The 24,769-nt window shown below is 42.5% G+C and carries 19 protein-coding genes; 14 read left to right on the top strand and 5 right to left on the bottom strand.

Annotated features, from left to right (window positions below; translation table 11 throughout):
- The 3 genes from QUD05_RS11285 to QUD05_RS11275 form a co-directional block, all read right to left on the bottom strand.
- Complete coding sequence (locus QUD05_RS11285; RefSeq protein ID WP_289796122.1) at positions 1-837, bottom strand: SDR family oxidoreductase; 837 nt, start codon at positions 835-837, stop codon at positions 1-3.
- A gap of 271 nt (positions 838-1,108) precedes the next feature.
- Complete coding sequence (gene uxaC, locus QUD05_RS11280; protein WP_289796121.1) at positions 1,109-2,530, bottom strand: glucuronate isomerase; 1,422 nt, start codon at positions 2,528-2,530, stop codon at positions 1,109-1,111.
- A gap of 157 nt (positions 2,531-2,687) precedes the next feature.
- Positions 2,688-3,719, bottom strand: a complete 1,032-nt coding sequence (locus QUD05_RS11275; RefSeq protein WP_289796120.1) for a LacI family DNA-binding transcriptional regulator — start codon at positions 3,717-3,719, stop codon at positions 2,688-2,690.
- 199 nt (positions 3,720-3,918) lie between these two features.
- Between QUD05_RS11275 and QUD05_RS11270 the strand changes: the two genes are divergently transcribed.
- From QUD05_RS11270 to QUD05_RS11220, 11 genes are all read left to right on the top strand, one after another.
- Complete coding sequence (locus tag QUD05_RS11270; protein WP_289796119.1) at positions 3,919-4,404, top strand: gluconokinase; 486 nt, start codon at positions 3,919-3,921, stop codon at positions 4,402-4,404.
- Between the two features lie 137 nt (positions 4,405-4,541).
- Positions 4,542-4,865 carry a DUF1815 family protein gene (locus QUD05_RS11265; protein ID WP_289796118.1) on the top strand — a complete coding sequence of 108 codons (324 nt, stop codon included), beginning with the start codon at positions 4,542-4,544 and terminating at the stop codon, positions 4,863-4,865.
- Positions 4,866-5,252: 387 nt separating this feature from the next.
- Positions 5,253-6,149, top strand: a complete 897-nt coding sequence (locus QUD05_RS11260) for an inositol oxygenase family protein (RefSeq protein ID WP_289796117.1) — start codon at positions 5,253-5,255, stop codon at positions 6,147-6,149.
- Positions 6,150-6,258: 109 nt separating this feature from the next.
- Positions 6,259-6,429: a hypothetical protein gene (locus tag QUD05_RS11255; RefSeq protein WP_289796116.1), complete on the top strand. Its 171-nt coding sequence runs from the start codon at positions 6,259-6,261 to the stop codon at positions 6,427-6,429.
- Positions 6,430-7,028: 599 nt separating this feature from the next.
- Positions 7,029-8,030, top strand: a complete 1,002-nt coding sequence (locus QUD05_RS11250) for an ABC transporter substrate-binding protein (RefSeq protein ID WP_289796115.1) — start codon at positions 7,029-7,031, stop codon at positions 8,028-8,030.
- 102 nt (positions 8,031-8,132) lie between these two features.
- Positions 8,133-9,161 carry an ABC transporter substrate-binding protein gene (locus QUD05_RS11245; protein WP_289796114.1) on the top strand — a complete coding sequence of 343 codons (1,029 nt, stop codon included), beginning with the start codon at positions 8,133-8,135 and terminating at the stop codon, positions 9,159-9,161.
- 420 nt (positions 9,162-9,581) lie between these two features.
- Positions 9,582-11,138, top strand: coding sequence for a sugar ABC transporter ATP-binding protein (locus tag QUD05_RS11240; RefSeq protein ID WP_289796113.1), 1,557 nt, complete (start codon positions 9,582-9,584; stop codon positions 11,136-11,138).
- Positions 11,135-12,133 carry an ABC transporter permease subunit gene (locus tag QUD05_RS11235; RefSeq protein WP_289796112.1) on the top strand — a complete coding sequence of 333 codons (999 nt, stop codon included), beginning with the start codon at positions 11,135-11,137 and terminating at the stop codon, positions 12,131-12,133. The genes QUD05_RS11240 and QUD05_RS11235 overlap by 4 nt, the downstream gene beginning before the upstream one ends.
- A 212-nt stretch (positions 12,134-12,345) precedes the next feature.
- Positions 12,346-13,746, top strand: coding sequence for a sugar porter family MFS transporter (locus tag QUD05_RS11230; protein WP_289796111.1), 1,401 nt, complete (start codon positions 12,346-12,348; stop codon positions 13,744-13,746).
- Positions 13,747-13,880: 134 nt separating this feature from the next.
- Entirely contained in the window at positions 13,881-14,927 is a 1,047-nt protein-coding gene (locus QUD05_RS11225; RefSeq protein WP_289796110.1) for a Gfo/Idh/MocA family oxidoreductase, read from the top strand.
- Positions 14,928-14,977: 50 nt separating this feature from the next.
- Entirely contained in the window at positions 14,978-16,591 is a 1,614-nt protein-coding gene (locus QUD05_RS11220; RefSeq protein ID WP_289796109.1) for an iron uptake porin, read from the top strand.
- Positions 16,592-17,116: 525 nt separating this feature from the next.
- Here QUD05_RS11220 and QUD05_RS11215 read toward each other — a convergent pair.
- On the bottom strand, positions 17,117-17,692 hold the full coding sequence (locus QUD05_RS11215) for a TIGR04376 family protein (protein ID WP_289796108.1): 576 nt from the start codon (positions 17,690-17,692) through the stop codon (positions 17,117-17,119).
- 175 nt (positions 17,693-17,867) lie between these two features.
- On the opposite strand from QUD05_RS11215, the gene QUD05_RS11210 reads away from it, so the two are divergent.
- The gene (locus QUD05_RS11210; RefSeq protein ID WP_289796107.1) at positions 17,868-19,367 is read left to right on the top strand and encodes a DUF3131 domain-containing protein; all 1,500 of its coding nucleotides are present in this window, start codon (positions 17,868-17,870) and stop codon (positions 19,365-19,367) included.
- A 388-nt stretch (positions 19,368-19,755) separates the two neighbouring features.
- On the opposite strand, the gene QUD05_RS11205 is transcribed toward QUD05_RS11210, so the two are convergent.
- Complete coding sequence (locus QUD05_RS11205; RefSeq protein ID WP_289796106.1) at positions 19,756-22,209, bottom strand: ATP-dependent Clp protease ATP-binding subunit; 2,454 nt, start codon at positions 22,207-22,209, stop codon at positions 19,756-19,758.
- A 333-nt stretch (positions 22,210-22,542) separates the two neighbouring features.
- Between QUD05_RS11205 and QUD05_RS11200 the strand changes: the two genes are divergently transcribed.
- Together QUD05_RS11200 and QUD05_RS11195 are read left to right on the top strand one after the other, a co-directional pair.
- On the top strand, positions 22,543-22,839 hold the full coding sequence (locus QUD05_RS11200) for a DUF3288 family protein (protein ID WP_094353136.1): 297 nt from the start codon (positions 22,543-22,545) through the stop codon (positions 22,837-22,839).
- Between the two features lie 849 nt (positions 22,840-23,688).
- Positions 23,689-24,651 carry a general stress protein gene (locus QUD05_RS11195; protein WP_289796105.1) on the top strand — a complete coding sequence of 321 codons (963 nt, stop codon included), beginning with the start codon at positions 23,689-23,691 and terminating at the stop codon, positions 24,649-24,651.
- Positions 24,652-24,769: the final 118 nt, after the last annotated feature.

Here is a 24,769-nt window from a genome sequence, read left to right as displayed (position 1 = left end):
TTAAACTCCACTGTAGATACTAAATCCACCATCTACAGGCACAACTACCCCATTAACAAAACTAGAACCAGAACTACATAACCAGATCAAAGTGCTGAGTAATTCATCTGGTTTTCCGAAACGTCCGGCGGGGGTATGGTCAATAATTTTTTGCCCACGTTCGGTTAAACTACCATCTGCATTTAAAAGTAAATCTCGATTTTGTTCACCAATAAAAAAACCTGGTGCGATCGCATTTACTCGCATTCCATCACCATATTTTTGGGCGAGTTCTACCGCTAGCCAACGAGTAAAGTTATCTATCCCCGCTTTCGCAGCTGAGTAGCCAACCACCCGACTAATCGCTCGAATAGCAGACATAGAAGAAATATTCACAATGCAACCGTGAGGCTGACTTCTTTCCACCATTGCTTGACCAAAAACCTGACAAGGTAGTAAAGTCCCAACTAAATTGAGGCTAACTACTTCCTCAAAAGCTGTATGTGGCATATCAAAAATAGTCGCATCAGGAGAAATTGTGGCAGCCGGAATATTACCACCAGCCATATTTACCAAGATATCTATTTCACCCCAACGCTGTATAATAACATCCCTAGCGATTTCTAATTGGGAGCGATCGCTAACATCTGCTACCACAGCCATACTTTCTCCACCACCAGCAGTAATCTCAGCCACCACCGCCCCCGCCCTGACTTCATTGCGACCCAAAACCACAACTCGCGCTCCAGCCAGAGCCAAACCCTTTGCCATAGCCCCACCAAGCACACCAGAACCACCAGTAACTACTGCTACCCGCCCCGTCAAGCTAAAAAGTTTACTTAAAATCAAATCTGGCATTTAATGATTCCTCTGCTGATTCCAATTCGGAATTTTTAATTCGTAATTAAAAAAGTCAATATTTAATCTGGATTTCCAGGTTTTCTATCTAGCTAGGACTAGGGTGTGTTTTTAAAATACTCGTTTAGCCTCCTAACTTTTTAGATCCCCCTAAATCCCCCTTAAAAAGGGGGACTTTAAGAGACTCTTAACCCCCCTTAAAAAGGGGGGTTGGGGGGATCAAGATTTTGAAAACACGCCCTAGTCCTAATAGCTTGATTGTGGAGAATTGTCACTCCAACTTATAAGCAACCTTAGCGAGGTCATAAGCCAAAGCACGAGCCATCTCATACCCTTCCTCCTCCTCAACCAATCCCCGCGCAACCAATCCAGCCAACCAATTACAAGCTACCCGCCGCCAGACATTATGACGAGCCGGAATCGAAACAAAAGCCCGCGTATCATCATTAAATCCAGCAGTATTATAAATTCCCGCAGTTTCCATTACCTGATTGAAATAACGCTCCATACCATTTACGCTGTCATGAAACCACCAAGGCGGGCCAAGCAATACAGTAGGATAATGACCAGCTAAAGGAGCCATCTCGCGGCTATAAGCGCTTTCATCCATGCCAAAAATGATTAAGCGGAAGCGTGAATCATTACCATAAGCTGACAACAACGGACGCAGATTTTGAGTCCACTCTATTTTTACGGGAATATCAGCACCTTTATCAGCTCCAAATCTCTCAAATAAAGCTGGGTTATGATTACGCATCACACCACAATGCATTTGCATCACCAAGCCATCTTCCACACTCATCCGCGCCATTTCCATGAAGATATGACCGGTAAAATTTTCGACATCCCCTGGATTCAGCTTATTGGCTAATGCTCTCGCAAAGATAGCTTCAGCTTCTTGATCAGAAAGGCGTGTGGTATAAGGTGTAGCTGCACCTTGATCGGTAGCTGTCGCGCCCATTTTTTTAAAGAAAGCTCGACGTTCTTCTAGAGCTTGCACAAAATTCGCATAAGTATTAATTTCTCTACCGATACTGCTTTCCAACTTGCTAAGATTTTCCCGCCAACTAGGAGCATCTAGGTTAACTACTGCATCTGGGCGAAAAGTTGGTCTAATTTGAGTAAAACCTTCTTCGTGGAGCGATCGCTGATTCTCTAGGTTATCACTGGCGGCATCGGTAGTACAAAGTACTTCGATATTAAAGCGTTTGAATAAAGCACGAGGGGAAAACTCCGCTGAGGCTAACAAACCTTCTAGACAATCATAGATATATCCTGCGTTGCGAGAGTTTAAAGGTTCATCTAGCCCAAAGACGTTAGTTAGTTCTTCTTTCAGCCACAACCCAGACGGAGTACCCTGGAATAGATAAAAATGGTCAGCGAACAATTGCCAGATTTTACGGTGGTCTGTTTCTCTTGGCGAACCATCATTGCTTGGTATGCCCAAAGCTTGCAGAGATACGCCCTGACTATAGAGCATTCGCAACAGGTAGTGGTCAGGGATAATCAGTAATTCGGTTGGTGAACCAAAACGAGCTGCGGGATTAGCTAACAAAGCTGGATCTACGTGTCCGTGTGGGCAAACTAGAGGTAACGCAGATATGCTATCAAAAAATTGATGGGCTAGTCGTCTTTGAACTGGTTCTGGAGAGAAGCAGCGATCGGGAGATAAACTCGGTTTTTTAGTTAACATAATTTTTGTATAAATTGTTTTGATTTTTAAATTGTGGGGTTGCATATTGACGGGATGATTTTACTATTTTTGTGGGATGGGCAACATGAGCGTCCCTTGTATTTCCGGGCGGGCAGGATGCCCACCCCACAAGAATCATCCCTTAATTCAGCAACGCCTAAATTGTTAATAATGCTGCACTGCTACTACGCTTTAATAGAAAAGGAGATAAAACGCGGTTTTCCACAGTTTTTTCTTCTATTAAATCGAGTAACATTTGCATGGCATAGCCACCAATTTCCAGCATTGGCTGGCTGATTGTGGTCAGTGCAGGCGTAACGTAACCGCCTAAAGCAATACCATCAAATCCGACGATGCTTAAATTTCGCGGTACTAAAATACCTAATTCTTGGCAAGCTAACAGAGCGCCAATTGCTACCATATCGTTGTAACAAAATATGCCTGTAACTTCCGCAGCCAATAGTTTAGATAGCATATTTTGCCCAGTGTTCACATCGCTGGTTCTGATATCATATTCGTCACTAATTGAAACCCAATCAGTATTTTGTGGAATACCAGCTTCCGCTAGGGCCATTTGATATCCTTCTAGGCGCTGCTGGTTCGACCTGCTGCGATCGCCTACACCCAGATAACCAATAGCAGTGTGTCCCAGACTAATTAGATGCTCTGTCGCTAATTTAGCACCTAAGCGATCGTCTATTGCAACTGAATGAAATATTTCCGATTGATCTTCAGTCTGACTATTAATCAGAACTGTTGGCACAGCAATTTGTGTGAGTTGTTTAGTATGCTGTTTACTAATTCGCGAGTCGGCTATTAAGATCCCGTCTACCCTGCGGCGATGAAAAGTATCAATAGCTGCCATTTCCTGCTCAAAATCTCGGTGTGAAGCACTCAATAAAACACTCAAACCCGCTGGTTTGGCTATCTTTTCGATTCCTTCTACCACCTCAGCGTAAAAGGGATCTGAAATTGAAGTTACTACTACACCAATAGTATTAGTACGTTTATTTTGCAAGCTTTGAGCAATAGCATTTGGCACATAGCTCATTTCCTCTGCCAGTCGCTTAATTTCTTCTCGCACTTTCGGGCTAATGAGAGCGTTATCTCGCAAAGCGCGTGAAACTGTAGAATGAGAAACCCCTGCTCTGCGGGCAATATCTTCAATTGAAATTCTTCGTTTATTCATTATTTTATCTTAGCTTTTAAATATTGCACACGTGTGCATTTGTATGTATTATAGAAAATAATCGTTATTTGTCAAGAGATTTTAATACAACTCACATTTCGCACGTAAAGGAGTTAATAGTCCTGATTTTTACCTCCGTCCATGATTACAAGTTACAAATTACCAATTCCGAATTAGTTGAACTTTTATTAAGAAAAAAATGATTATTATCGTCATGGGTGTGTCTGGTTCTGGAAAAACCACCATCGGCAAACTGCTAGCAGACTCCTTAGAATGGGAATTTAGCGACGCTGATACTTTCCACTCGCCAGAGAATGTTGAAAAAATGCGGTGCGGTATCCCTCTGAGTGAAGATGACAGAATACCTTGGTTACAAGATTTGCAAACAGCTATTAAACACTGGCTACAAGAAAATAAAAATGTGGTGCTGGCGTGTTCGGCTTTAAAAGATAGCTATCGGAAATTTTTGGTATTGGATAGCGATCGCACCAAACTAGTTTACCTCAAAGGGTCTTATGAGTTGATTCAAATGCGCTTACAAGAGCGTAGCAATCATTACATGAGCGAGAAACTACTCGACAGCCAGTTTTATACCCTTGAAGAACCAGTAGATACTCTATCTATAGATGTTGCACAGCCGCCGCAGATAATTGTCCAAAACATTAGAACTGCTCTGGAAATTTAGCTGAGTGGTAACAACCGTAATATTAAGATTAATCACGTATCTGGGAAAACACGAACTTTTGGCAACTAAATCGCATCAGATGTAAGTCTAAATAAATATCAAAGCAAGCAGATAACTGTAATGGTAGGAGAAAACTAGTGTTTCTAAGATTAGCGCAACAGCATCAGCAATTCGTTCAAGACTTGGTAATGAACCTACAAGCCTTGACAATTATACTTGAGAGGCGTGGCTATACTGCCTCATGTTATACATGTGGCGATCAAATGAAAAGTGCTTCATTTATGGTTAGCCTAAGAGAAAAGCACCTGATTCGGTTTTTAGTATCTGATTACGGAATTACTTGGATGGAATTGTGGGACGATCGCGAATTAATGAAGTTGGAAGGTGCAGAAGCGATAAACCAGCTACAAGAGTTGGCTAATCTTATTAAATATTCTACTGCTGTACAACTGACAAATTGATACTAGACTAGTTAAGTCTGACATCAAAATTAATAAGTACAGATTTTGCACAAATGTGTCATACAAAAGATTAGCTTATATTTAGTAACTTAATGTATAGGTGTGCAAAAAACAAAAGTACCATTTTTTCGGAATCAAATAGATCGAATACAACCCAGATGTAGAGACGCGATTTATCGCGTCTTGAAACACCAATAACCCTTGACTAAACCATATTCGGATCAAACCGGGTGAAATAATCATCCTAGCAGTGCAAGTATGAAATGAAACTTAACACACATTTTTGCACACGTGTGCAAAAATAAAGCATGAGTTTAAAACAAGTTTATGCACACCTGTGCATAAAAGATTCCATTTAACAAATACAATATCGACAACTAGGAAGATATGTCTCAAACTTTAAATAATGCCATTGTTCAGGTTCAAAACAATCCCTTACATTCACTAGAAGAATGGGAAGAAGACTTACTTAATCGCTATCCCGATCCAGATAGGATAGTTAAAGAAGGTAAAACCACCGAAGAGTATAGGAATTACGAAACGACTGTTAGAAATACGGTCAAAGAGTTTTATCGGTTAAATCATATTAATCAAACATATAATTTTGTACTTCAAAAAGAAAAAGAATTTTTGAAGTTTGATAAAAAAGAAATGTCTGTTTGGGATGCGGTCGAATTTTTGAATCAATTAGTTGATGATTCCGATCCTGATACAGACATGGATCAGTTACAGCATTTATTGCAAACATCAGAAGCCATTCGCGCCGATGGTCATCCTGACTGGATGGTACTTACTGGCTTCTTTCACGATATGGGGAAAGTGCTTTGTCTATTTGGTGAACCTCAATGGGCTACCGTAGGCGATACTTATCCTGTAGGTTGTGCATTTTCTGATAAAGTTGTTTTCTCAGAATTCTTTAAAGAAAATCCTGATTATAATAACCCCGATTACAACACTAAATATGGCATTTATGAGCCTAACTGTGGATTGACTAATGTACATATGTCATGGGGGCATGATGAGTATTTTTATCAGATGATGAAAAACTATTTGCCCGAACCTGCATTGTATATGCTTCGCTATCACTCATTTTATCCTCAACATCGTGACAATGCGTATGAACATTTGATGGATAAACACGATAGAGAAATGTTTAAATGGGTACGTTTGTTCAATCCCTACGATTTGTATTCAAAAAACCCTATTCCTCCTGATTGGCAGAAATTAAAACCATACTATGAAGATTTGGTGGCTAAATATTTACCCGCAACATTAAAGTTTTAAACTGCTTGAAGAAGAACTCAGGAGTCAGAATTCAGGAGTCAGAATAGTTAGAAACTCAGAATAACTTTGATGAATAAATATACTAATTATTCTAGATTCCTTATAAATTATGACTCCTGACTCACCTCGGCTACGCCCTTCTCTACGAGAGGCTGCGCTCAGGACAGGCTCGGCGACCACCTGGGTGCTGAATTCTGACAATATTATCTTGTTTACTCCTCTATTGCCTGTAAGTGATGGAGGAGGAATAAGAAATAAATATGCTTGGCAAGCTGATTAGAGTTCATTTAGAAAATCTAACCAAAGGATGTTTACATTTTTCAAAATCTAGCATTCACAATCAAAAAGCTCTCTATTCTAATAATATCTTATCTGAAAAATATTAGTTGAGAAATGTTAACCTTTTTAACATTTACCCTAATATTGAATAGGCTAATTTATGTAGATACTTTGAAAAGAAGACCTTGGGTTCGATGGCGAGATTTAAAATCTTTTCCATTTGTAAAGTTCGATAAACAAAGTTAATGTTTGCACAGGAGCGGGATAAAATGAAAAAAGTCAAAACAAATAAAGATTGACAACTTTAATAAAACTAATTTTTGGAAGTTTCACTGAAAAGCTGTTTTCCAGCTATGAACTACGAAGTAACTTCACCAAAAAAATGTGATTATTTGAAGTAGTGTAATGTTCATGATTCTGCTTTAAGAATAAATCACTTTCTTTAGTGACACTAATAGTAATAATTCCAATTAAGTCACATCAAAAGACCTTTGGATTTGAAATGACAAAAACTATTAGTATCACTAGGTTAGGTCTAAGATTTTCAGGCCTATTTACATTGTCATGACCTTTGTCAAATTTAAATCCGTTGTTATAAATATGAAGAAAATTTCGCTCATAGTTGGCATATTAGGTTTTGCGGTTGTTAGTTGCACAAATGGCGTTAAAAATGATAACACTGCAACTAATACTAACAACAAAGCTACTAACATAAGTGCAGAGAGTCTTACTAGTCCAAATAAAAAATTGCAAACAATCGGCGTTGCTTTGGGTGATTTAGGCAATCCTTTCTATAATGCAGTGCAGAAGGGGGCTGAGACAGAAGCCCAGAAAATCGGGGGTAATATCAGAGTTAATGCGGTTTCTAGTGCCTTTGATTTGAACCAACAAACCAACCAAATCGAAAATTTTACGGCTGCGAATACTGACCTAATTATCCTCAGCGCTGTTGATAAAAAAGGAGTTAAACCAGTTATTGACCAAGCAAGGCTTGCAGGTAGGGTTGTGATTGCATTAGATTCAGCCGTTGATGCAGATGTAGATGCGATGATTAGTTCCAACAATACCCAAGCTGGTGAGGTTGCTTGCCAATATATTGCCGATCGCCTCAAAGGTCAAGGTAGTGTAGTCATCCTCAACGGTACTCCGATGGACTCAATCAATCAGCGAGTGAGTGGCTGTGAGAAATCATTGTCTAAATATCCGAATATTAAACTTATCTCTAAAGAGCAAAATGCCGAAGGGACAAGGGATGGAGGACTGAGAGTCATGAGCGATTTGCTGACAACCTTTCCGAAAATTGATGCTGTTTTTGCCACTAACGACCAAAGCGGTGTCGGCGCAGATTTAGCAGCTAAACAAGCAAGACGTAAAGAATTTTTTATTGTTGGGGTTGACGGATCGCCAGATGCAACCAAAGCAATGGAAGATAAGGATGGTGTATTTGCTGCAACTGCTGCTCAAAATCCCGCAGGGATGGCTGAAAAAGCGGTTCAGATTGGCAACGATATCATCCAGGGTAAAAAACCTGAGTCACCAAATATTCTGATTCCAGTCAAGTTGGTTACTAGAGAGAATCTTAGCAGCTACAAAGGCTGGTAATTTGTAATTCGTAATTCGTAATTACAAGACAGAGAGAAAGGCTTGATATACGAGGGTTACAATACTTGACCCTGTTTTTAGACATCTAGGAGATATATGAATATGGAAAGGAAAAAGATTGCGATCGCAGCTAGCTTATTAGGTATCATCAGTGGCAGTCTTGTCGGCTGTACAAATGGTTCTCCCGATGGCAACACAGCTACTAACACTGATACTAAACCTGCTACCAATACCAGTGCAGAGACTCAAACTGCCACTGGCAATGGAAAATTAAAATCAGTTGCCTTTACCGTTGGTGATTTAAGTAATCCCTTCTTCGTCCTCATGGGACAAGCAACTGAAGCAGAAGCCAAGAAAATCGGCGGTAAGGATGTCAATGTTACCGTAGTTTCCAGTGCCTATGACCTCAACCAACAAGCCAATCAAATTGAGAATTTCACGGCTTCCAATACTGATATCATTATCGTCAATGCTGCTGATAAAAGTGGCATTAAGCCAGCAATTGAGAAAGCTAAACAAGCAGGTAGAATTGTCATTGCAGTAGATACGGGTGCGGAAGGAGGTGTAGATGCCACCATTACAACTAATAATGTCCAAGCTGGAGAAGTTAGTTGCAAATATATTGCTGACCGCCTCAAGGGTAAAGGTAATGTTGTCATAGTTAACGGGCCGCCAGTGGACTCAGTGATTCAGCGAGTTAGTGGCTGCGAGAACGTATTGTCTAAATATCCCGATATCAAAATACTCTCCAAAAACCAAAATGCAGAGGGTAGTCGGGATGGAGGACTCAGAGTTATGACTGATTTGCTGACAACCTTTCCAAAAATTGATGCGGTTTTTGCCATCAACGATCCCAGTGGAGTCGGTGCAGAACTAGCAGCGAACCAAGCACAACGTAAAGATTTCTTTATTGTTGGGGTTGATGGTGCGCCAGAAGCAATAACTGCGATCGCAGCTAAAGATGGTATATATGCAGCAACTGCTACTCAAAATCCGCGAGGGATGGCCGAAAAAGCAGTTCAAGTTGGCAACGACATCTTAAATGGGAAAAAACCTAGCAGTTCTACCATTTTGATTCCAGTTAAGTTGATCACAAAAGATAACGTCAGCACAGAAAAAGGCTGGAAGTAATAAAAATTGTGAATTTGCAATTGGAAATTATGTCTTTTGATATAAGTCATTTGGTGCATTTGTAAAGTTTTTGCACATACCTAGAATGTCTGGCGGTTTTCACTTAAATTAATACCAAACCTCATCTTTATGCCTGTCTTTTCTTTAATAGAAAGATGGGTTTAGAAAGAGGTTAAAACTCTGCTGCACCCAATTGATAACCGCTATGTATGTGCATCAGTGGAAAGTTTGAGTGTCTATTTATAGCACTTAGACTTTCCCAAGAATCTCTCTGAACTAACGTTAACAACAAAGGATGAAAATATCTCTTTACAACTCCTAGTCAGCTTTTAAAACATGATTTTGCGATCAATCAAATATGAATTTATTAATTTCTAATTCACGCTCGCAAATTTTAAATAGTTTTTACAGGTTTTGTTCATGACAACAAATATTGAAACCTCACTTTCTGATACACCAACTAGCACCCCAGTGTTAGAAATGCAAGGAATTACCAAACGCTTTCATGGTGTATCTGCGCTCCAAAATGTTAACCTTACCATTTATCCGGGAGAAGTTCACGCCCTCATGGGTGAAAACGGAGCGGGCAAAAGCACATTGATGAAAATCCTGGCTGGGGCTTACATTGCCGATGAAGGAGAAATTCGCATCAATGGTCAACCCTTAAAAATTACTGATCCGGCGACAGCACGGAAGGCGGGTATTAATCTCATTTATCAAGAACTGAATGTTGCACCGAATTTAACCGTTACCGAAAATATGTTTATGGGTAGCGAGTTGCGGCGTGGTCAGCTTTTAGACCGCCAAGCGATGCGACTGGAAGCAGAAGAAGTGCTGGAAAGCCTTGGAGCCAATTTTACCGCCCAGACTATAGTTGGTACTTTGTCCATCGCCGAACAGCAGCAAGTGGAAATTGCCAGGGCACTGAAGGATAAAAGCCGCGTTTTGGTGATGGATGAACCAACAGCAGCCCTATCCGACCGCGAGAGCGACCATTTATTTGAGGTCATTCGCAAACTGCGGCGTGATGGCATTGCCATTATTTACATCAGCCATCGCATGGAAGAAATCTATGCCTTAGCTGACCGAATTAGCGTGTTGCGTGATGGTCAATATATTGGCAGTTTGACACGCAGCGAAATTTCTCCCCAGCGATTGGTGCAGATGATGGTCGGTCGCTCCATGCAAGACTTTTATGAACATCAACGGCAAATGAATCCTGGCCCAGTGGTGCTGTCAGTCAGAAATATGAGCGACGCCCGCAAGAAGATTGAGCTTACTAGTTTTGAACTTCATGCTGGGGAAATTTTGGGTTTAGCTGGGTTGGTTGGTGCCGGACGCACAGAACTATCCCGGCTGATTTTTGGTGCAGACCGCAAAGCTAGCGGTGAAGTATTCTTGAATGGCAAAAAACTGGAAATTAATACCCCCAGTGATGCCATTGCTGCCGGAATTGGCTACGTTCCAGAAGACCGCAAAGACCAAGGTTTATTTCTGGAGATGAGCGCCCGCAAGAATATTGCTATCAATACACTCAAGCAAGATGCAAAGGGTGGAATTGTTAACTGGCCTTCAGTGAATCGGCTGTCAACAGACGCGGTGGAAAACTTTAATATCCGCCTAGCCAATTTGGAAATTAGAGCATTGGATCTTTCTGGTGGTAATCAACAGAAGCTACTGCTAGCGCGTTGGTTAGCCATTAAACCGAGAGTTTTGATGTTAGATGAGCCGACACGCGGCGTAGACATCGGTGCTAAAAGTGAAATTTACCGAATAATGAGCGAATTAGCAGCACAAGGTGTTGCTATTTTAATGGTTTCCAGCGAACTATCAGAGATTGTCGGCATGAGCGATCGCGTCTTGGTGATGCGAGAAGGACAGCTCGTAGGTGAACTGGATGGCAGTCTTGGCAAAGAAATCACCCAAGAAAAGATTATGCACTACGCAACTGGAGCATCGGAGGTATTAGCATCATGAGTCAAACAGTCAGACCACCTATCAATAAATCAGCCAATAATTCCGCAGCTCGCAACCGGAAATCAATCAGCACTCTGTTAGAAGTTGCGGGTATTCTGCCAATCTTAGTAATTATCTGCATCTTATTTGCATTCCTTTCTCCCAACTTCCTCATGAGCGGTAACATCGTCAATATCTTGCGTCAGGCATCAATCAATATTGTGCTGGCGACAGGAATGACTTTTGTAATTCTCATGAGCGGTATTGACCTTTCGGTTGGATCAATATTGGCTGTTTCTGCGGTAGTTGCCCTGCTGGTATCACTACTACTGGCTTTAAGTTGGGCGGCTGTACCTGCTGCCTTGCTGGCAGGATTGCTCTTAGGCTTACTCAACGGTGCGCTTATTACCTTCTTAGATGTGCCACCTTTTATTGTCACCTTGGGTTCACTTACAGCCTTGCGGGGTGTTGCCTTTTTAATTGCCAAGGGTACAACCCTGATAAATCGGGACATAAATTTTGCTTGGGTGGGTAATACATACGTCGGCCCCATTCCTTGGCTAGTGATAATTGCGCTACTGACTGTGATAGCTAGCTGGTTTATCCTGCGGCAAACTGTTTTAGGAGTGCAGATATATGCTGTGGGTGGTAACGAGCGGGCAGCCAGATTAACAGGGATTAAAGTTAATCGGGTGTTGCTATTCGTCTATGGTATTAGCGGATTACTGGCAGGCTTAGGAGGAATCATGAGCGCCAGCCGTCTTTATAGTGCCAGTGGCGTATTAGGTCAAGGTTATGAATTAGATGCGATCGCAGCTGTTATTCTAGGTGGAACCAGCTTTACAGGTGGTATTGGTACTATTGGCGGCACACTTCTAGGTGCATTAATTATTGCGATTCTCAACAACGGTTTAACCTTGTTGAACCTATCTTACTTCTGGCAACTAGTCGTTAAAGGACTAGTAATTATTTTGGCAGTAATGATCGATCGGTTACGCAGACGTTCTAGACGGTGAAAAAGAGGCAGGGGAGCAGGGGAGCAGGGGGGAGAATGAAGAATTACACCAATTTGAAAAAAGAATGCGACAGATACATACTCCCAAACCTTTGTTCTGTCTGGCTTTCTTAATTTTGAATTTTGAATTTTGAATTGGTATTACCTCTTTCCCCCCTGCTCCCTGCTCCCTGCTCCCTTGCCTCTTGTGCCCAATTCCCAATATATAAACTTATGTCTACCACTACTGTTCGTCGTAAATCCAGCACATTCTATGTGATTTTAATTGCTGGTGCTGCTGCCCTCGGCGGTTTTCTGTTCGGTTTTGATACTGCTGTAATTAACGGTGCAGTTGGAGCCATTACCAAAGACTTTAACGCCAACAGTGTACAGATTGGTCTTGCGGTATCCCTGGCATTGTTGGGTTCTGCGGTCGGAGCCTTTTATGCAGGCAAGATTGCAGACCGGTATGGTCGAGTCAAGGCAATGGTTGCATCTTCGGTGTTATTTACCATCAGTGCCATTGGTTCCGGGCTGCCCTTTGGAATTTGGGATTTTACCTTTTGGCGGGTATTGGGTGGTATTGCAGTCGGTGCTGCTAGCGTTATTGCCCCAGCATACATTGCAGAATGTTCTCCCACGCATTTGCGAGGAAGATTAGGATCTCTGCAACAATTAGCGATCGTAGTTGGAATTTTCATTGCATTGATATGCGACTACTTTATTGCTGTGTCCGCAGGTTCAGCCGAATCGCCGTTTTTGTTTGGTATAAGCGCTTGGCGCTGGATGTTTTGGACAGAAATTCCTCCAGCCGTGCTTTACGGAATGTCTGCTTTAATGATTCCCGAATCTCCCCGATACTTGGTTGCCCAAGGACGAGAACCAGAAGCTGCTAACGTTCTGACCAAGATTTTGGGAGGTGATGTGCTGCCAAAAATTGAAGAAATTCGGCAGACAGTGCTTCGTGAGCGGGAACCTAGTTTTTCTGACCTTTTAAGCAGAAGTGGCGGACTCCTTCCCATTGTTTGGATAGGAATAGGCTTATCTGTATTACAGCAATTTGTTGGGATTAATGTAATCTTCTACTACAGCAGCGTTTTGTGGCGGGCCGTTGGGTTTTCCGAAAAAGATTCCCTATCAATTACGGTGATTACAGGAGCCGTCAACATTATTACAACATTGATTGCGATCGCCTTCGTAGATAAATTTGGTCGCAAGCCTTTACTTATAGTAGGGTCGATAGGCATGACCTTTACCTTGGGGACGATGGCTTATCTTTTTGGTAATGCTCCCCTTGATGCTGCTGGGAACCCCAATCTCACCGGAAGCGCCGGGACTACGGCTCTCATCGCAGCCAACCTCTATGTCTTTTGCTTCGGTTTCTCCTGGGGCCCAGTGGTTTGGGTACTGTTAGGAGAAATGTTTAATAACAAAATTCGAGCCGCTGCACTTTCAGTTGCTGCTGCTATGCAATGGGTTGCCAATTTCATCATTTCCACAACATTTCCTCCCATACTGCAATATTTCGGTCTAGGTTCTGCCTATGGACTTTATACAATTGCAGCAGCTACCTCATTCTTTTTCATTCTCTTTTTTATTAAAGAAACCAAAGGAATTGAGTTAGAAGACATGTAATTAGCATCCATCTAGTGGTCTGTCCCAAAAGTTTTAAGAGGTTAGTGGTGTTCAGATCCCCGACTTCTTGAAGAAGTCGGGGATCTAGCAGCCCCGCAAAATTAATGACATCGCTTCAGTCAATCATTAAAAAGATGGAAACTATCAATACGGCTCTTTGTTCATCTGGTTTATCCGGCATGGTATTTCATGCGCCGTTTATTGATTTGCATCCCGGATTTAAACTAGTAGGTTCTTGGGAAAGAAGCAAAAAGCTGATACAGCAACATTATCCTGATGTCAAAAGCTATCCTTCTTTGGAAGCATTGCTAGCAGATGATCAAGTAATCTTAGTGGTCGTAAATACACCCACTTATACCCATTACGATTATGCTAAACAGGCATTGCTTGCAGATAAGCATGTAGTGGTAGAAAAAGCATTCACCACAACGGTAGCAGAAGCTCAAAACCTGAAAGAATTGGCACAAAAACAGGGCAAAAAATTATCTGTATATCAAAACCGGAGGTGGGATAGTGATTTTAAAACAGTCAAAAAAATTGTCCAAGAAGGCTTATTAGGTGATATTGTTGAAGCAGAATTTCAATTTCAAAAATATAAACCAACCCTCAGTCATAAACAACATGTAGAAGTCCCGATTCCTGGGGCAGGAACATTAAATAATTTAGGGCCGCACTTAATAGATCAAGCTTTGCATCTATTCGGGATGCCTGATGCTATTTTTGCAGACATCCGTATAACTAGGCTGCGATCGCAGGTAGATGATTATTTTGAGTTGATACTATACTACGACAAACTGCGCGTCAAATTAAAAGCAAGCTTCCTTGTGCGTGAACCTGCACCAGCCTATATCATACATGGTACTCATGGTTCTTTTCTTAAAAGCAGAGCCGATAAACAAGAAGAGTATTTAGTGGCGGGGATGAAGCCCAACACACTTGATTGGTATACAGAGCCGGAAAGTGAATATGGCTTGCTGCATACAGAAAAAGACACAAAAGTAATTCGAGAAAAAGTCAAAAGTTCACAGGGGAGCTATTTAGGCTATTACGATGCCGTGTATAAATCTATTGTTAATAATCAGCCAATTGCTGTTACCGCCGAAGACGGAATTAATGTAATGCGAATTATAGAAGCGGCTATTAAAAGCAGCAATGAGCAGAAAGTCATAGCGTTGCTTTAAGTAACCTAAAACCTAAACTCAAAATTCAACCATCTTCAACTAATAAGTCAATGATCAAAACTCTTTTTTATAGTTTTTTTCTTCTATTTTTGGCAATTCCAGCAGTTTGGGCAGCACCTCCAGAAGATGATCCGAATGCAGCAGATGCTAATAGGAGTTTGCAGGGACAAGTCACTTCTGTTTCCCAGTTTTCTGATGTCCAACCAACCGATTGGGCGTTTGGTGCATTGCAATCACTGGTGGAACGCTACGGTTGTATTGCAGGTTATCCCAATTCTACCTATCGCGGGAACCGTGCTTTAACTCGTTATGAATTTGCCGCAGGTTTAAATGCTTGTTTGGATCGGATTAATGAGTTAATTTCTACAGCTACTAGCGATTTAGTTAATAAGCAAGATTTGGCAGTGATGCAAAAGTTGCAGCAAGACTTTGCCGCTGAACTGACAACTCTGCGCGGACGAGTAGATACCTTAGAGGCACATACAGCAACATTGGAGGCGCAGCAGTTTTCCACAACTACTAGGTTGAATGCTCAAATTATTACCGCTATTAGTGATACCTTTGGCGATAGGGTAGGTGGTGACGATGATGAATCCAATCTCTACTTTTCAAATCGGGGTCGTCTCAACTTTGAGAGCAGTTTTACTGGCAAAGACTTGTTGCGAGTCCGATTAGAATTTGGCAACTTTGCGAATTCCAATGGTGCAAGCCAAATTGCCGCAGCCACAGGCACAGGGATGACACGCCTGAACTTCGATTATGACAGCAACAATACACTTCTTGTCCCCCACATCCGTTATTACTTCCCAGTCAGTGAATCCCTTAACTTCGTTGTTGGGCCTACAGGCATTGGTTACACCGACATTACAACCACCGTCACTCCCCCCACAATCGCTGATGACGGCAATGGGGTTCCCTCACTTTTTGGGTCATACAGTCCCTTATTCCGGCGAGGTGGTGGTGGTGCAGCCGCTAACTGGAACATCACTAAAGATTTGGTTCTTACCTTGGGCTATTTAGCAAACAGTCCCAATGTGCCATCGGGGAGCAACGGCTTGTTTGATGGTGGCTATAACGCCTTAGCGCACTTAGCCTATTATGGTAAGCAAGGAGCGATCGGTGTTGCTTACTCTCATGGCTATACCCCTGCTGGAGTAATCGATCTCTCCGCTGGGACGGGTAGCGTCCTGTCAAACGCTCCTTTTGGCAACAACATTGCGACTTCCAACGATATTGTCGGCGCACAGGGATACTATCGCTTCTCCCCGAATTTCCAAGTCCACGCTTGGGGTGGATATATTTGGGCAAATGCCAAAAACTCTGGTTTTAGTGATGTTTCCAATGGCAGGGGTGGAACAGATTCTCTGTTTGTGAACAGTGGTGACAATGCCAATGTCTGGTTTGGGGCGATTGGGATGTCGTTTCCCGATGTGGGTGGTAGAGGCAATCTGCCGGGAATTCTCTTTGGTTTACCGCCGCGTGTCTCCAACAGCGATGTCCGTCAAGAAGGAGACAACGCTTACCATATCGAAGCATTTTATCGTTACCGACTAAATGACAACATCTCAGTGACTCCTGGTTTTTGGGTGATTCTCAACCCGGAAAACGACAGCAGAAATGATACGCAGTATGTGGGTGTGCTTCGCACAACCTTTGATTTTTAACTGAATAGACTCTGCCTTGAAAATAAGGCAGAAGGCAGGAGGCAGGAGGAAAAGACATTTTCATTGTTTCTTGTGAGCGCGAGCTCATGAAGTCTCTTGCAAAAATCCTTGAATCACCCCTCCCCAACCCTCTACGGTGTACACACAAGTGTTGGTGCAGTGTTCTATCCCGCCTCGGAATAAATTCCGAGTCTCATAGCGAAAGTCCTCTAAAAGAGGACTAAAGAAGAAATTTAGTTCAGTCCTCTAAAAGAGGACTTTCGCTATCAGCCCGGAACTTTAGTTCTGGGCGGGATATTTGCTCAGTGTGCGACTTTCACTTGAACAGAAATATTGGGTGGGTAGGATTTTTAGAGATGTGTGTACACCGTAGCCTTTATAAGGGGAGGGTTAGGGTGGGGTAAAACTGACGCGAAAATTCAAGTGAGTAAGCTATTTCTGGGGATGCCTACGGCTGGCTGCGCCTACGCATTTGCTATTTCAGCGATCGCATTTGTTACTTCGGCGTATTTTAGCAAATAGGCGCTACTTCTGCATATTCCGCTTCATTTGCTCTAACTCATCCTGAGTTTCCCAGCTACGGAACTTCTCTTCTAAGTCATCAAACCCACTAGAAAAATTGCTAGTTTGATTCGACCAACCACTGGTTTCAAAACGCTGCTGGGTTTGCGCTTTAGCACGGACTGTCTGTGCTTCGGCTGCTTTAGCTTGTACCTCCTGTCGCCGTTGCTGAATTTTTTGCAGTAGTTCCTGAGATTGGTTAATGCGTTCTTTCAGTCCTTGCATGTGTCCCCAGCGCTGATTTCCTTCGCGCAACAGGGCTGCTTCTCGCTCACCTGCCGCCGCTGCCAAATCCTCTCTCTTGGCGTTTTTGGCTTTTTGAATGCGGATATGCCAACGCTGAATTTCTTGCGCGGTGGAGAGAATTTCTTCTTCCGATTGCTTTTCTTGTAATTTTAAATCTGCGATTAGCTTTAATGTGTCTTCTTCTTGCTCACGCAGCTGTTCTAGCAGCGCCTCTAACTCCAAATGTGGATTGTTACGCAAGAATTCTTCTAAACGGTTTTCTAGAAACCGACTCAAATCATCAAATAAGCCCACTGCTAGAACTCCAGAGATCGGGTGCGTGACTATTTTATTGTAGTGGGCGGAATGTAAATTTTAATAGTTCCCATCGGGTGAACTCTGGATGTTAGTTAGATTTCAAAGTTGGGAAGAATGTATTTGATGAAACTACGCAAATAACACTGACTTACAAAATAAGGCTTTAATCAGTATGAGTTCTGACTTTCAACCGCCACCTAAGAGCTTGTCTATACTAGCTACTGTAGGAGGAGTCGTTACCGCTGCGATCGCGATCGCACTTTTAAATGGTTGGTCTAAGCAACTTTCTAATACTTCTATAAAAAAACCTGAAATATCAACATCCCCAATTGCTTCCCAACCAGAGAAACCCCAAAACCCTGTCTCTAGTGCAAAAGAAGCTGAAATAGTTGCCAGCCTTGATGCTAAATCCGTAGTTTTGCCAGGTCAACCGATTCCTAAAAATCAATTAACAGTAGCTATAATTCCATACGTTGCTCCTGGAGTTGGAAAACTTACCCCAGAAGAAATGACAACGGCCCGTCAAGCTTGGTCATACTTCCAACGCAACTGGAACGATGAAACTGGCTTAATCAATTCCGTTGATGGCTTTGCTGCTGTAAGTATGTGGGATCAGGCAGCAGCGATCGCAGCCTTAGTCAGTGCTAGAGAACTCAATATCGTGCCTGTGGCTGAATTTGAAGCCAAAATGAGCAAAATGTTGAATACACTGGCGTCAATGCCATTGTATAAAGGAGAACTACCCAACAAAGTTTATAATGCGAAAACTCTCGTACCCGTTAATTATGGTCAACTAGAAAAACGGGAAGAAATTGGTTGGTCAGCCATTGATTTAGGAAGAATGGCAATCTGGTTGAAGATTGTCGAGGCAAAGTATCCAGAAATGCGATCGCAAACAGCAGCAGTTTGGAAACATTGGCAAGTCAAGCGTCTGACCAAAAGAGGACAAATGTACGGTACTGCTGTCATCAAAGGCAAAGAACAATACAACCAAGAAGGTCGCTTGGGCTATGAGAATTATGCTGCTTATGGTTTGAAGCTTTGGGGCTTGGATGTTAATAAAGCCTTAGATTATCAGTCCAATGCTGCCTTTGTCGATCTTTACGGACAGGGAATTCCTTACGACAAACGGGACTATAAAAACTCTGGAGCCAATAACTACGTTCTTAGCGAACCCTATATCTTAGATGGCATCGAAACTGGGTTTCAAGCTTTGCCTAAAGCTTATGCCGATCGGATTTTAGCTGCTCAAGCAGCGCGTTATGAAGCGACAAAACAATTAACCGCCGTCACCGAAGACAACTTAGATCGCCCGCCATACTTTGTTTACAGCAGCCTATTTGTCAACGGGCAACCTTGGGCAACCATCGCCGATACTAGAGAACAGCACAACAATTTGCGATTCCTCAGTGCCAAGGCTGCGATCGGCTGGCATGTGCTTTATAACACTGCTTATACCCGTCAGTTATTTGATTTCGTTCAAGGCAATCTTAAGTCTCAAGAAGGCTGGTACAACGGCTTTTATGAGTCTCTGCGTCAGCCGAATAAAACTCTCACCGCTAACAATAATGGTGTAATTCTGGAAAGCTTACTGTATAAGCAAGTTGGGCAGCCACTCACTGTTTGGGCAGGAGTCAGGAGTCATAAGTCAACCGCGAAGACTATAAAGTAGGAGTCAGAATTCAGAATTCAGAATTCAGAATACTCTACGCCACTTGCGGGATAGAGTTTTGATTACGAAAAATATTTATTTTAGTTTCGCTTAACTTCGGGCGTTAGCGCAGCGGGACGTTCGCGGTAGCGTCTCGTAGAGAAGTCCGGTTTTAATCAATCTTCAGACGCTCGCAGACTCGCTATCACCTACTCGTACAGAATTCAATACTGAGTTCTGAATTCTTCTTATAAATCGCATAAAAAAACCCCTAGCATTTCTACTAGGGGTGAGAAATAATACCATTTCACTTGATGTTTGTCTGAGATGACCCTGTTTGTGCCTCTGCTCTACGCAAGAGGCTGGAGTGTTTCTCAAATATTACAGTAAAAAGCGATCGGGTATAAAATTAGCCAACATTTGCCAAGAGCAATTCTCGTTTTTCTGATTTTTGTACTCTCACTTGAGAGTCATCATCAACATCGATAAGGGCTGTGTCTCCATCTGTAATTTCACCAGACAGCATTGCTTCGGCGAGAGAATCTTCTAGGAGGCGCATAATTGCCCGACGTAATGGCCTAGCGCCGTAGCTGGGGTTATAACCTTCTTGTACCACAAGCTCTTTGAAGCGATCGCTAACTTCTAAGATAATTCCCTTTTCCGTCAACCGACCAGCAACTTCACGAAGCATAATTTCGGCGATTTGCTTCACTTCATCCCTAGAAAGCTGGGTGAAGACGATAATTTCATCAAGACGGTTAAGGAACTCTGGACGGAAGTAAGCTTTCAATTCTTCATTTACCAAGGTGCGGATGCGGTTATAACTAGCGTCGGCTTGAGTGTCGAAGTCAAAGCCTAAACCACTACCACCTTTTTCAATCACCTTGGAACCGATGTTAGAAGTCAAAATGATCAGCGTATTCTTGAAGTCCACTTTCCGACCTTTGGCATCGGTAAGATGACCGTCATCCAAGAGTTGCAGCAACATATTGAATACATCGGGGTGTGCTTTTTCGATTTCGTCGAATAGCAGCACTGAGTAGGGTTTCCGTCGCACGGCTTCTGTAAGTTGTCCGCCTTCGTCGTATCCTACATAACCAGGAGGCGAACCAATTAGCTTGGCGACGGTGTGGCTTTCCATGTATTCGGACATATCTAGCCGAATCATCGAGTCTTCCGAACCGAAGAAGTAGCCCGCTAGTGCCTTCGCCAATTCTGTTTTACCAACTCCAGTGGGGCCAGAGAAGATAAAGCTAGCAATGGGACGATTGGGATTTTTCAAGCCAACGCGGGCGCGACGGATACCGCGAGAAACAGCAGTGACTGCTTGCTCTTGTCCGATGAGGCGCTGATGCAGAGTATCTTCTAGGTGTAAAAGCAACTCTGACTCAGATTCAGTGAGCTTATTAACTGGTACACCAGTCCAAGAGGCAACAATTTGAGCGATGTCTTCTTCATCAACTACAGTCGAGTTGACAGGTTGATCGTTTGGTGTAAAAGTTGCTTGCAGTTGTTCTGCGAGTTTTAACTCTTGGTCGCGCAGTTCTGTAGCTTTGTCAAAATCTTGGACTCTGACTGCTGCTTCTTTTTCTTTGGTAACGCCAGCGAGTTCACGCTTAAGTTCTTTATTGGGAGAACTTTGGGAGTTCCGCAGACGAACGCGAGAACCAGCTTCATCAATCAAGTCTATTGCCTTATCTGGCAAGAAGCGATCGCTAATATAGCGGTCTGATAATTCTGCGGCTGCCACAAGTGCCGCATCTAAAATTGTGACTTTGTGGTGCTGTTCGTAAGCACCGCGCAAGCCGTAGAGAATTTGTACGGTTTCCTCTACCGATGGTTCCCCAACCTTAATCGGTTGGAAACGACGTTCTAGGGCGGCATCACGCTCGATATGCTTACGATACTCATCGAGAGTAGTTGCGCCGATGCACTGGAGTTCACCCCGTGCTAAGGCAGGTTTAAGGATGTTGGCTGCATCCAAGCCACCTTCTGTACCACCAGCGCCAACCAAGGTGTGAATTTCGTCAATCACCAGGATGATATTGCCGACAGTGCGGACTTCTTCCACAACTTTTTTGATGCGTTCTTCAAAATCGCCACGGAAGCGAGTTCCAGCTACCAATGACCCCATATCGAGGCTGATAACTTGCTTGTCTTGTAAGCTTTCAGGAACATCCTGATTGATAATACGTTGAGCTAGACCTTCGGCGATCGCAGTTTTACCAACTCCTGGTTCCCCAATCAATACTGGGTTATTCTTAGTACGGCGACCGAGAATTTGGATCGCCCGCTCAATTTCCTTCTGGCGACCAACTACGGGGTCGAGTCTGCCTTCTTGGGCTAATTTGGTCAAATTTCTGCCAAATTCTTCCATTGTTAGCGGTTGGGTGCGCTTTTGATTACCACTACCAGCAAAAGCTGGTGCATTTTCACCCAAACGGCGAACTATGGCACTGCGGACACTCTTGAAGTCAACCCCTAGATTTTGCAGTACTTTGGCGGCGACACCTTCACCAGCCTCGGTTAATCCTAAGAGTAAGTGTTCAGTGTTAATGTAATTCTGTCCCAAACTATGAGCTTCTTTAAACGATTGCTCGAAGAGGCTTTTTACTTTAGGAGTAAAAGGAATTTCTGGTGGTACAAAGCCAGAACCCCTACCAATAATTTTTTCTACCTCGCGACGTGCATCTTTGAGGGTAACGCCTAATTCAGCTAGCACTTTAGCAGCAACCCCAGTTCCTTCTCCCATCAAACCCAGGAGAATTTGCTCAGTTCCTACGAAGTTATGTCCCAGGCGACGTGCTTCCTCCTGAGCTAACATAATTACTCTAATGGCTTCGGAAGTGAAGTGTTCAAACATAATGGGTTATTGCTCCCTCGCTGCTTGGACTTTGGGTGAGATAAAATTCACCCTCATCTAAAGTTTTTTGTATTTTCTTAAGGACTAATGTAACTTTATTTAAAGTTAAGTGGCAGTGGTGAGAGCCGTAAGACATCAGGTGTACTTGCCGTCTAATGTGAGTTAGGAGTAATGAGTTAGGAGTGATGATTAAGTAAGGAGTTATCAATTTTACAATTACCTCTTGCGTGCAGAAGATTATTTTCTTTTGCCTTTTTGCTCCTCTGCTCTCGGCTAAACTTAAAAACCAAGACTCATCATTCTTAACTTATAACTCCTAACTCAGGACTGACAATGACTGAAGCAACGGCCGGTAAAGATCAACAACATCCACTTTATAACCGCGATCGCCCCCTTATTGATATTTTACTCGCTCAAGAGGCGACAGACTATAACTTAGCAGAATTGGCTAGACTGCGAATGCGCTATCAAGGGTTTCCAGGGGCGAGAGACATCCAAAAAGACCTAGATAAAGTCTTGCAACAGTGGGGTTTGACCGAAGCCGAGCTTTTTGAGAAAACTCGTCAAATTCACGATTTGGGTGGAATTTACAAAAGCCGTGGCAAGAAAGATGAACAGGATTGGAATTAGTTATTCTTTTCCATTCCTAACTCCTGACTTCGCGCTGGAATCGCGTTGGCAAAGCTCGCCGTAGGCATGGCTAATTCTGTGTCTTTGCTTAATTCAAATGTCACTGTGAATTGGACACCATGTTTTTCTTCTATAATCTACCGGTAAGTGGCTAATCCTAAATCAGTACCTTTACTTACTTATTTAGTGATAAATAGTCTAATATTTTTTAAATATTAAAATAAACCTTGCGATCGCTAGCTCGTTTTCAGAATTAGATGAGTTTAGACAAGTCTTCTCAGAAGTATAAAGCGTGTTTTACTCCTGAATTAGGAAGGTTTTGTTAAACAGGTTGTCCATTAAATCACACAAAATTCCCGGACTCCTTACATACTTTTCGGGTTTTGGGGAAAAGGGGAAAGAAAAAACCTTTAACCCTTGCTCTTTTTCCTTTTCCCAAAACCCGATTCCCAATTAAAAATGCCTAACCGAGAAATATTGGGACTCCTTAGAGGGAAAATCACAGTAAGTACAGAAGCGAAATTTTAAAGACATAATTTGCATTCCATGACTAAGCTCCGAGAATTTGGGATATCAACACAGGAAAATGTCGTTATGTCTGCGTTGGATATACACATGTAGTTGGTGCTGTCCCGTGTCACTCACTAAATCAGTTAGGGATCTTCCATCTTGGTGTATTCACTTTTTGACTTGCACCGTTGAGGGTATTATTGCTTACCTCATGAGCGAGAGAATGTATTTTATTACTAAGGATAGTTTTGAGTTGAACCAACTCGTATTTAATATAACAAGTACTGAAGAATCAACTTTGTCAGTGATTAATCTTTCCCCTGCGAGCAAGGAGTAATTATGGTTTTAAGTCAATATCAACGTGCTGTAGGCGTATTTACTCATCGGATAGATGCAGAGCGGGCAATACATGAGTTGAGAGATTCTGGCTTGGCGATGGAGAAAGTATCTATACTTGTGCAAAATTCAGATCGCAATCATGAGATTGCCAGTAATGAAGTGACAGAGGGCACTGGTGATAAAGCTGACGAAGGTGCAACAGTAGGAGGACTTTCAGGGGGAGCTGTTGGTGGATTAACTGGTTTATTAGTGGGTCTTGGGACTTTAGCAATCCCTGGAGTTGGCCCCATAATGCTGGCTGGGGCAGCGGCAACTGCTTTGGTTACAACCCTTGTTGGGGCAAGTATTGGTGCTGCCACTGGGACTTTTGCTGGTGCATTAGTTGGTTGGGGAATGTCGTCAGAGCAAGCTAGAGCATATAACGAGCGAGTAGAGGATGGACACTATTTAATAATCGTAGATTGTACATCTTTTGAAATTGCTAAAGTACAAGAAATACTACAGCGTTGGGGTATTGAAGAGTTTGGTATTTACGAGCATCTCAACAGTGAATCTGAAACTACAAATTATTTGACCACAACAACTTCTGCTACTGCCATTCCTAATAAAAGTGGGATGATGTCTAAGTATAGTGTTAGTTGCTTTAATAGCATAGATAATGCTGAAGCGGCAATTAAAAATATGTGTATCGCAGGTTTTTCAGTAAACCAAATTTCCTTAATTTGCAAAGACTTTTCTCAATTGGTTGGGTCAACAGGCATGAATTTAAGTGAACGCTTTGACGCTATGAGGTTAGGAATAGCAGATGAGTGGGCACGATTTTATAATGAGCAAATAGAGCAAGGCAATTACATACTTATCGTTAGCGGCACAGATCATGAGCAAGATATAGCTAGGTCTATTCTGTGTAATTATGGGGTTCAAGAGTCTCAAATTTATGACCCAATGTTAATTCGTTCTTAAAAGCGGGTGCTGTTATTAATGGGAGCAAACTTATTTGAATTGTGGAAGATACAGCAGAATTCAGGAGTAAAACACAATACAGTCCAGAATGAGCAACAAAACCCAGATGTAGAGACGC

The sequence above is a fragment of the Nostoc sp. GT001 genome, assembly GCF_030382115.1.
GTDB lineage: Bacteria > Cyanobacteriota > Cyanobacteriia > Cyanobacteriales > Nostocaceae > Nostoc.
Note: the sequence above shows the minus strand (reverse complement) of the source record. Positions and strands in the feature narration are given on the sequence as shown.

Coding starts and splice junctions, on each gene's coding strand:
- uxaC (WP_289796121.1), bottom strand. CDS start 2,530: ATGTTAACTAAAAAACCGAGTTTATCTCCCGATCGCTGCTTCTCTCCA.
- QUD05_RS11210 (WP_289796107.1), top strand. CDS start 17,868: ATGAGTTCTGACTTTCAACCGCCACCTAAGAGCTTGTCTATACTAGCT.
- QUD05_RS11250 (WP_289796115.1), top strand. CDS start 7,029: ATGAAGAAAATTTCGCTCATAGTTGGCATATTAGGTTTTGCGGTTGTT.
- QUD05_RS11270 (WP_289796119.1), top strand. CDS start 3,919: ATGATTATTATCGTCATGGGTGTGTCTGGTTCTGGAAAAACCACCATC.
- QUD05_RS11245 (WP_289796114.1), top strand. CDS start 8,133: ATGGAAAGGAAAAAGATTGCGATCGCAGCTAGCTTATTAGGTATCATC.
- QUD05_RS11255 (WP_289796116.1), top strand. CDS start 6,259: ATGACTCCTGACTCACCTCGGCTACGCCCTTCTCTACGAGAGGCTGCG.
- QUD05_RS11195 (WP_289796105.1), top strand. CDS start 23,689: ATGGTTTTAAGTCAATATCAACGTGCTGTAGGCGTATTTACTCATCGG.
- QUD05_RS11200 (WP_094353136.1), top strand. CDS start 22,543: ATGACTGAAGCAACGGCCGGTAAAGATCAACAACATCCACTTTATAAC.
- QUD05_RS11275 (WP_289796120.1), bottom strand. CDS start 3,719: ATGAATAAACGAAGAATTTCAATTGAAGATATTGCCCGCAGAGCAGGG.
- QUD05_RS11225 (WP_289796110.1), top strand. CDS start 13,881: ATGGAAACTATCAATACGGCTCTTTGTTCATCTGGTTTATCCGGCATG.
- QUD05_RS11235 (WP_289796112.1), top strand. CDS start 11,135: ATGAGTCAAACAGTCAGACCACCTATCAATAAATCAGCCAATAATTCC.
- QUD05_RS11260 (WP_289796117.1), top strand. CDS start 5,253: ATGTCTCAAACTTTAAATAATGCCATTGTTCAGGTTCAAAACAATCCC.
- QUD05_RS11240 (WP_289796113.1), top strand. CDS start 9,582: ATGACAACAAATATTGAAACCTCACTTTCTGATACACCAACTAGCACC.
- QUD05_RS11230 (WP_289796111.1), top strand. CDS start 12,346: ATGTCTACCACTACTGTTCGTCGTAAATCCAGCACATTCTATGTGATT.
- QUD05_RS11285 (WP_289796122.1), bottom strand. CDS start 837: ATGCCAGATTTGATTTTAAGTAAACTTTTTAGCTTGACGGGGCGGGTA.
- QUD05_RS11205 (WP_289796106.1), bottom strand. CDS start 22,209: ATGTTTGAACACTTCACTTCCGAAGCCATTAGAGTAATTATGTTAGCT.
- QUD05_RS11220 (WP_289796109.1), top strand. CDS start 14,978: ATGATCAAAACTCTTTTTTATAGTTTTTTTCTTCTATTTTTGGCAATT.